This is a genomic window from Hoylesella timonensis S9-PR14 (genome assembly GCF_000762405.1).
Classification (GTDB): Bacteria; Bacteroidota; Bacteroidia; order Bacteroidales; family Bacteroidaceae; genus Prevotella; species Prevotella timonensis_A.
In genome coordinates, this window is the sequence record NZ_JRPQ01000069.1 from 1 (window position 1) to 6,984 (window position 6,984).

The following is a 6,984-nucleotide window of genomic DNA, read 5'->3' on the forward strand; positions in this document are numbered from 1 at the left end:
ATCTTGTTATTAGCACCGAAATATTTGCCTGTTAATGCTTCACCAGCATAGGCAAATCCGTCCATGACGTACGAGAACAAAGTAAATAAGGTCATCAGTAAAGTATTCACAGACAGAATGACATCNCCTTGGCGAGCACCCGCAGAAATGAAGAAGAAATTAACTCCAACTAAAAATAAGGTTCTTATAAAGATATCTGTATTGACCTTGAAGAAACGCTTCAAATCAATTTTCTTCAACAGCTTGTGTGTCCAAGGGTAGCGATTCAAACGCCTATAATATCTATACCAACAGCAGATGGCGATCATAAATCCTGACCATTGGGCAATAAGTGTGCCTAAAGCCACTCCATCAACTTTCATTCCAAACCCATAAACAAAGAAGAGGCTTGCTATGATGTTGATAATATTTTGAAAGATGGACACAACCATTGGTACACGCGTGTTCTGCATACCAATGAACCAACCTGTCATGCCATACAGCCCTAACATAGCTGGTGCGCCCCAAATACAAATAGAAAAATAAATTGTTGCTTGTTCTGCAATCTGTGCCGATGGCTGCATCAGCTCTAATGCAAGCCAACGAATGGGTGTCTGAAAAATGATAAAGGAAAAAGCAATGATAAATCCTATCAATAGCGAACAAAAGAGATGACGCATTATTTCTGTAAAATCTCTCTTCCCTAAAGCCTGCGATGTTAAGCCACTCGTTCCCATTCGTAAGAATCCGAAAAGCCAATACATCACATTAAATATCATGGAGCCAATGGCAATGGCGCCAATATAGACAACATCACCCATGTGACCCACAATTGTCAAATCTATCAGCCCTAAGAGAGGTATGGTAATGTTAGAAATGATAGAAGGTAATGCTAATCTAAAAACTTGCTTCATAACTTATCAAAAGAATAGTGAGTATGGCATCCATGAAGAACTTTCAACGGACAGCTACAATATGCACAACAAAACAAAAACTCTACAGACCAAATCTGTAGAGTTGAAATATAGTTACCTGTATGAAGAGCATTGATAATCACAACATTTTCTCTTCATTGAGTGTTCTATTTAATTAGTTCTTAAAGAAATCTTTAACAGCTTCGTTTGGAACCATTTGTTCATCAAAAACATAAGCACCCGTCTTTGGGCTCTTCACCATTTTGATTACTTTCGTATATGCTCGACCATCCATTTTACCTTCATGGAGGGTAGCGACCGCTTTTTTTGCCATTTGATAATCTCCTTATTACTTAATCTCCTTATGAAGAGTCATCTTCTTCAAAATAGGATTATATTTTTTTAACTCTAAACGCTCAGGAGAATTCTTACGATTCTTTGTCGTTACATAACGACTCGTTCCTGGCAGTCCACTATCTTTCATCTCGGTACATTCCAAGATAACTTGAACTCTGTTTCCTTTAGCTTTCTTTGCCATGACTATTATTCTCCTATTACTTTAATATCTTTCCAATCGCAATAACCTTTTGAAACAGCTTGCTTCAATGCGGCATCAAGACCTACTTTATTAATGAGACGAAGACCAGCTGCGCTGATCTTAAGGCTAATCCAGCAGCCTTCTTCTACATAGTAGAATTTCTTGCTGAAGAGGTTGACATCAAAGCTACGCTTTGTACGATGCTTTGAGTGAGACACATTGTTACCTATTTGTGCCTTCTTTCCTGTGATTTGACAAATCTTAGACATTGCTATCTTAAATTTTTGTTTTCGACTTTTGATACTTATTCCAAACAGGATGCAAAATTACAAATATTTATCGTAATTCCAAAAGAATATTTAAAAGAAATACCTAAATTAAGTTTTTTTATTGGTATTTTCTTTTCAATCCACGAGGAAGACCTCTTCTATCAAGGTAGATTATTCCTTAGAATCAAGTTCTTGATGAGACAGAGTTTCTTTAAGAAAATCAAGAAATAAGCTCAAAGCTTGGTTAGTTGCATTGGCTAAATTCACATCTCGCCCATTATCCTCGGTGAGCTTAAAGGTTCGCATATCATCTTTTGAGCCATACGCAATCCAAATAGTGCCAATAGGAATGGTAGGTGTACCTCCTCCAGGACCTGCAATTCCTGTTATGGCAATGGCATAATCACAGTTTATCGTTTGGCATAACCCCACAGCCATTTGCATAGCTACCTCTTCACAAACAGCAGACTGCTCTTCGATAACTTGCGCATTCACTCCAAGCAAGCGAATCTTCAATTCGTTGCTATATGCGATAATACCGCCTTTGAAATAATTGGAAGCTCCGGGTACAGCAGCTATCACTTCTGCGATTCTTCCTCCTGTACAACTTTCTGCGGTTCCTAAGGTTTTATTTGAATCATATAGAAACTGTTGTATTTCTCTACTGATTACTTTATTTTCAAAATTCATGATGATGATGTATTATTTTTATGCAGCTATATCTGTTTCAATCTCTTACTATTCAGCTTAATCACTACTGAAAATACGGTCTACTTAAAAGTTACTTTGCTAAATGCAGGTTGATCGATACTGCAATAATCATGATCTAAATATTTATAATAGCCTGTAATTCCTATCATCGCAGCATTATCTGTGGTATAACTGAATTTAGGAATGTAAATAGTCCAACCATATTTATCTGCATGTTCATGGAATGCATTCCGCAAACCATTGTTAGCGGAAACACCACCTGCCACTGCAACATGCTTAATACCTGTCTGCTTGACTGCCATTCTTAATTTCTTCATGAGAATATCTACAATCGTAAATTCAAGACTCGCTGCAATATCTGTTTTATGCTTCTCTATGAAATCAGGATCATCAGCCATCCATTTTCGCAAACTGTATAAGAATGAGGTTTTTAAGCCAGAAAAGCTGTAATCCATGCCTTCGATATGTGGTTCTGAAAATTGATAGGCATGAGGATTTCCCTGCCGTGCCAATTTGTCAATGATAGGTCCACCCGGATAACCAAGTCCCATCACCTTTGAACATTTATCTATCGCCTCGCCTGCTGCATCATCAATGGTTTGTCCCAATACCTGCATGTCATTATAGGCATTCACCTTCACTATTTGAGAGTTACCACCAGAGACGAGTAAACAGAGGAATGGGAACGGAGGCTGATGGAAGTCCTCCTCATTTTCTTTGATGAAATGTGCCATGACATGCCCTTGAAGATGATTGACATCAATCATTGGAATACCTAACGAACGGGCAAATCCCTTCGCAAAACTAACACCTACCAATAAGGACCCCATCAATCCCGGACCTCGCGTAAAAGCAACAGCATCCAACTGGTTCTTTGAGATGCCAGCTTTCTTTAAGGCTTGGTCTACTACTGGAACCACATTTTGTTGATGAGCACGAGATGCTAATTCTGGCACAACACCTCCATAAGCTTCATGAATCGCCTGTGATGCAGTGACATTACTTAATAATATGTCGTTACGAAGTACAGCTGCAGAAGTATCGTCACAACTACTTTCTATACCTAATATATAAATATCTCTCATCCTTTATCAATTATCTATTTACCTTTCCTATGTTATAACACTCTCGGGGCGTGCGACTCTCAAAACGCAATCGGTTTTAAGACTTTAATGTGTCAAGATTTCAACTCCATGCTCGGTCATAACAAACGTATGCTCCCATTGTGCACTGGGGAGTTCGTCTCCTGTTATCACTTCCCATCCAAACGGGTCGTCTGCATCAATATATACTTTCCACGTTCCCATGTTAATCATCGGTTCTATGGTAAACACCATTCCTGGAACCAATAACATACCTGTTCCCTTATGACCGTAATGGTTCACATTGGGTTCTTCATGAAACTTCAAACCAACACCGTGTCCACACAAATCTCTAACTACACCGTAATGATATTTTTCTGCGTGCTTCTGAATAGCATGCCCTATATCCCCCACAAAAGAATAAGGTTTAGCAGCCTCTGCACCAATTTCCAAACATTCTTTGGTTACTCGTACCAACTGCTCTTTCTCTGGAGTCGTTTTTCCAATAATAAACATTCGGGAGGCATCAGCATAATATCCATCAACGATGGTTGTCATATCCACATTGATAATATCACCTTCTTTTAGCACATCAGACGTTTTTGGAATGCCATGGCACACCACTTCATTGATGCTTGTACAAACGCTTTTAGGAAATCCTTCATAATTCAAACAGGCTGGAATGGCATTATGCTCTTTACAATAATTCATGCAGATATCGTCTATTTCCTGCGTATTCATACCTGCATGGATATGACAAGCCACTTCATCTAATACCCCTGTGTTCACTACCCCACTTTTGCGGATACCTTCTATCTGTTCTGGGGTTTTTATCAATTCGCGAGTAGGAACTAACTTACCTTTATTCTCCCAATACATCACTTGCTTATCAAGTTCTGTCAAAGGAACACCCTGTAAGCTATGCCATCTTTTTTTTCTCTTAAAATTCATATCTACTGATCAATTTGAGTAGTCTACAAAAGTACATCAATTTATAGATAATACAAAACATTATTCTATCTTTTTGGAGAGGTACACAAAAAAGTAGTGTGTATCTTCGGCTTTTTCATTGAAGAAAGGTTACGGGTTGTGAAACCGCCATCTTTTTTCTTTTCGTTTCACAGCAGTTACCCTTCAATGAAAATGCTACATTTTTTATTATTTTTGGTAAAGATATCCGTTGTTTTTGTCCTGTAAATTTACCAAAAAACGACCATTAAAAATCTTCAAAATAGAAAAATTTAATAGGCAAACGACCAACAAAAATGCGCTGATTTTGTAAAAATAGACGTCTTTTCAAGTTAGAACATTGACTTAATGCGCTTGGAAACACTCTTTAGAGATGTTATTCACATGCTACAATGGCATTAAAGCATGCAAATAGAAGGCTTAGAGTAATGCTTTAGCAGCCAAGAAAGGGTAAAAACAAGAAAGGAACAAGAAGAATTACGCGTAACGTATTCAATAACAAAAGGTTATGAACATTGCTCATATTTAGCGTATTTGCGACCAACAATGACGTTGGTGGTTTTCACGAGAGTTATAAGAGGCACTTTGTAAAGAAAATTCAGCATTTATAATCTTACAACATAGCGTATTCGTCAGTTTACATACGCTGCTTATTTGGTGCTGTTTGCTGTAAAAATATCTTTTTTATGTCAAAGAACCGTGGCGTATATCAACGATGTTCTATTGGGTAAGCCATCATTCCACCTGTGTTATCTCTTAGGGCATTCACTAATAATGTTTCAATGCCCGATCCATCTCTCGCTGATCTTCTTTTTCTTTCAAACTTTGGCGTTTGTCATACTCTTTCTTACCTTTTGCCAAGACGATATCCACTTTTGCCCTACCTTTCTGGTCGATAAAGAGCAACACAGGGAGAATGGTGTTTCCGGGATTTTTGGCATCAATCTCCAAACGTCGTATTTCTCGTTTTGTCAATAACAGTTTACGATCTCTCCGAGCTTCATGATTAGAAAACGAACCATAAAAATAAGGACTTATATTCATGCCTTTAACCCAAATCTCACCGTTATTGATATAGCAAAAGGCATCCACCAACGACGCTTTGCCTAAGCGGATGGATTTTATCTCCGTACCCGTGAGAACAATTCCTGCGGTATAGGTATCTATAAAAAAATATTCAAAAGAAGCCCTTTTGTTCTTAATTTGAATGGGGCTTTTCTTCCGAAGTGCTTGTTCATCTTTATTCATCATCAAATAATTTTAGCAAACTTATCAATATGCTGATCTACATAGTTTGCAATCTCGCTTGTCCAACGTTCTTCGTTTTCAACAAACGTATCATCATAGTCGTCAAATTCAGGATACTTTTCAAACAAAGCCATAAATTCATCATCCGAACAATCGCGCTCAATTTCCGCACCATATTTACGGTATAGGTTATGACATTTTTTCATAATTCTAAATAAGTCTATCATTCCCCACGCTCTCACTGCTTTATCAAACGGATTATGAAAGATAAATGCACCATAACCATTATGGATTAACTGGATAAAGCCGCCGTCCATTACCTCCTTATGAAGAATGTCGTAAGCCAATAACGTAATTTGATCGGCATTTAGCTGACTCATCGTATCAGCCGTCAGCTCTCCACCAATGGCTTGATAAATAGCATCAATAAAGGTTTGGAGAAAAGCATCCATCCCCTGTTCAGCAGCTTTCTGCAAAGCGGTATCTCTAACTGTAACTTCTAACATATCTTTGTTTCTTCGTGCAAAGATATTTATTTTTTACTAATATTCTATCATTCCTTTGCGATATTTCAATAACTAACCATGCCGACAAAACATTTCAAACAAAAACGCAGCAACAATCAATGAAACATAAATTATTCGTATTCTTTGCTCGTTGTATTCAAAAAAGAATTATATTTGCAGCGGTTAAAGAAAGAGAGATAAAATGCAACCATCAGAACAAACAATCAATCAAATTGAACGTACCATTCGTAAAATTGCACAGAAATTTTCCGAAGAGATAGAATCTGTGAACATCACAGACATACATCTAAGAGTAGGTCAAGACAGTGGTGAGCTAAGAGCTTATAATGACGATGATCAAGAAATTACACGATGTGTTATTTCTGAATGGATTGATTACAAAGAAGACGATTTTTATGATGTGGTGACAGATATCTTAAGAACGAATCTTAAGAAGCATAGCCACCTCGTTGACCAAATGAATATTCTAAAACCCTTCAGCTTTATTCTTGAAGATGAAGACGGTGAACATCTTGCAGAACTCTATGTGGCAGACGACGATACTGTGATTATTGGAAAAGATTTGATGAATAATTTGGAAGAGGACTTAGACTCTTTCTTAGATCACCTATTAAATGAAAATCTTTCATAAACGTCAAAAGAGCTTTTTTGAAGCTCTTTTGATGTTAGGCTGGTTCTATAAATTACCACCGCACATAGTCATTAAATGTTTATGAAATACGTTTTGTTATCTTTTGGCTTCTTTTT

General features: G+C 37.4%; 10 protein-coding genes. 1 reads left to right on the top strand and 9 read right to left on the bottom strand.

What is annotated here, in order from left to right:
* The 9 genes from HMPREF9304_RS03920 to HMPREF9304_RS03960 all read right to left on the bottom strand — a co-directional run.
* Positions 1 to 893 (bottom strand): MATE family efflux transporter (locus HMPREF9304_RS03920; protein WP_036926656.1); only part of this gene is annotated, 893 nt, incomplete at its 3' end.
* Between the two features lie 175 nt (positions 894 to 1,068).
* Positions 1,069 to 1,227, bottom strand: a complete 159-nt coding sequence (locus tag HMPREF9304_RS13975) for a DUF4295 domain-containing protein (protein WP_004349773.1) — start codon at positions 1,225 to 1,227, stop codon at positions 1,069 to 1,071.
* A gap of 15 nt (positions 1,228 to 1,242) precedes the next feature.
* On the bottom strand, positions 1,243 to 1,431 hold the full coding sequence (gene rpmG, locus HMPREF9304_RS03930; protein WP_008124061.1) for a 50S ribosomal protein L33: 189 nt from the start codon (positions 1,429 to 1,431) through the stop codon (positions 1,243 to 1,245).
* Between the two features lie 5 nt (positions 1,432 to 1,436).
* Positions 1,437 to 1,700, bottom strand: coding sequence for a 50S ribosomal protein L28 (gene rpmB, locus HMPREF9304_RS03935; RefSeq protein WP_008124060.1), 264 nt, complete (start codon positions 1,698 to 1,700; stop codon positions 1,437 to 1,439).
* A 171-nt stretch (positions 1,701 to 1,871) separates the two neighbouring features.
* Entirely contained in the window at positions 1,872 to 2,390 is a 519-nt protein-coding gene (locus HMPREF9304_RS03940) for a CinA family protein (RefSeq protein ID WP_036926647.1), read from the bottom strand.
* Between the two features lie 80 nt (positions 2,391 to 2,470).
* Complete coding sequence (gene tsaD, locus HMPREF9304_RS03945; RefSeq protein WP_036926649.1) at positions 2,471 to 3,496, bottom strand: tRNA (adenosine(37)-N6)-threonylcarbamoyltransferase complex transferase subunit TsaD; 1,026 nt, start codon at positions 3,494 to 3,496, stop codon at positions 2,471 to 2,473.
* 84 nt (positions 3,497 to 3,580) lie between these two features.
* On the bottom strand, positions 3,581 to 4,444 hold the full coding sequence (gene map, locus HMPREF9304_RS03950) for a type I methionyl aminopeptidase (protein WP_036926651.1): 864 nt from the start codon (positions 4,442 to 4,444) through the stop codon (positions 3,581 to 3,583).
* Between the two features lie 786 nt (positions 4,445 to 5,230).
* Positions 5,231 to 5,710, bottom strand: a complete 480-nt coding sequence (smpB, locus tag HMPREF9304_RS03955) for an SsrA-binding protein SmpB (RefSeq protein ID WP_036926658.1) — start codon at positions 5,708 to 5,710, stop codon at positions 5,231 to 5,233.
* A 2-nt stretch (positions 5,711 to 5,712) separates the two neighbouring features.
* Positions 5,713 to 6,216, bottom strand: a complete 504-nt coding sequence (locus HMPREF9304_RS03960) for a DMP19 family protein (protein ID WP_036926654.1) — start codon at positions 6,214 to 6,216, stop codon at positions 5,713 to 5,715.
* 202 nt (positions 6,217 to 6,418) lie between these two features.
* Here HMPREF9304_RS03960 and HMPREF9304_RS03965 point away from each other — a divergent pair, with 202 nt between their 5' ends.
* A complete protein-coding gene (locus tag HMPREF9304_RS03965; RefSeq protein WP_008124050.1) occupies positions 6,419 to 6,868 on the top strand; it encodes a hypothetical protein in 450 nt (149 codons plus the stop codon).
* Positions 6,869 to 6,984: the final 116 nt, after the last annotated feature.

Bases quoted from the DNA above. Each gene is read 5' to 3' on its own strand.
- HMPREF9304_RS13975 (WP_004349773.1), bottom strand. From the start codon at position 1,227: ATGGCAAAAAAAGCGGTCGCTACCCTCCATGAAGGTAAAATGGATGGT.
- rpmG (WP_008124061.1), bottom strand. From the start codon at position 1,431: ATGGCAAAGAAAGCTAAAGGAAACAGAGTTCAAGTTATCTTGGAATGT.
- rpmB (WP_008124060.1), bottom strand. From the start codon at position 1,700: ATGTCTAAGATTTGTCAAATCACAGGAAAGAAGGCACAAATAGGTAAC.
- HMPREF9304_RS03940 (WP_036926647.1), bottom strand. From the start codon at position 2,390: ATGAATTTTGAAAATAAAGTAATCAGTAGAGAAATACAACAGTTTCTA.
- tsaD (WP_036926649.1), bottom strand. From the start codon at position 3,496: ATGAGAGATATTTATATATTAGGTATAGAAAGTAGTTGTGACGATACT.
- map (WP_036926651.1), bottom strand. From the start codon at position 4,444: ATGAATTTTAAGAGAAAAAAAAGATGGCATAGCTTACAGGGTGTTCCT.
- smpB (WP_036926658.1), bottom strand. From the start codon at position 5,710: ATGAATAAAGATGAACAAGCACTTCGGAAGAAAAGCCCCATTCAAATT.
- HMPREF9304_RS03960 (WP_036926654.1), bottom strand. From the start codon at position 6,216: ATGTTAGAAGTTACAGTTAGAGATACCGCTTTGCAGAAAGCTGCTGAA.
- HMPREF9304_RS03965 (WP_008124050.1), top strand. From the start codon at position 6,419: ATGCAACCATCAGAACAAACAATCAATCAAATTGAACGTACCATTCGT.